1 pseudogene is annotated in these 217 nt (G+C 49.3%); it reads left to right on the top strand.

What is annotated here, in order from left to right:
• A pseudogene (locus LKK83_RS05010) lies at positions 1-217 on the top strand (hypothetical protein); the annotation flags it as partial.

The raw sequence follows: 217 nt of genomic DNA, 5'->3' as shown, positions 1-217 counted from the left end.
TTGAGGGTGTTAGGACGCGGGCGGGTACAAGCCGAAGCGATCGCCGAACTCGATCGACTCCCCCCAGCCAATCTCTTTCGCGCCAGTGCGTTAGTTTTATTGAATCGATTAAAGGCGGATTTACAATCTAATGCCAATCTAAATCCGGAGGATAGAGAGTTAATTATGCGGTTATCTCCTCTTTTTGACCAACAACTCGAAGCAGCACAGCTTGCCG

Origin of the sequence: Phormidium sp. CCY1219, from assembly GCF_035615515.1 — a bacterium.
In the GTDB taxonomy this organism is placed as follows: Bacteria; Cyanobacteriota; Cyanobacteriia; order Cyanobacteriales; family Laspinemataceae; genus CCY1219.
Note: the sequence above shows the minus strand (reverse complement) of the source record. Positions and strands in the feature narration are given on the sequence as shown.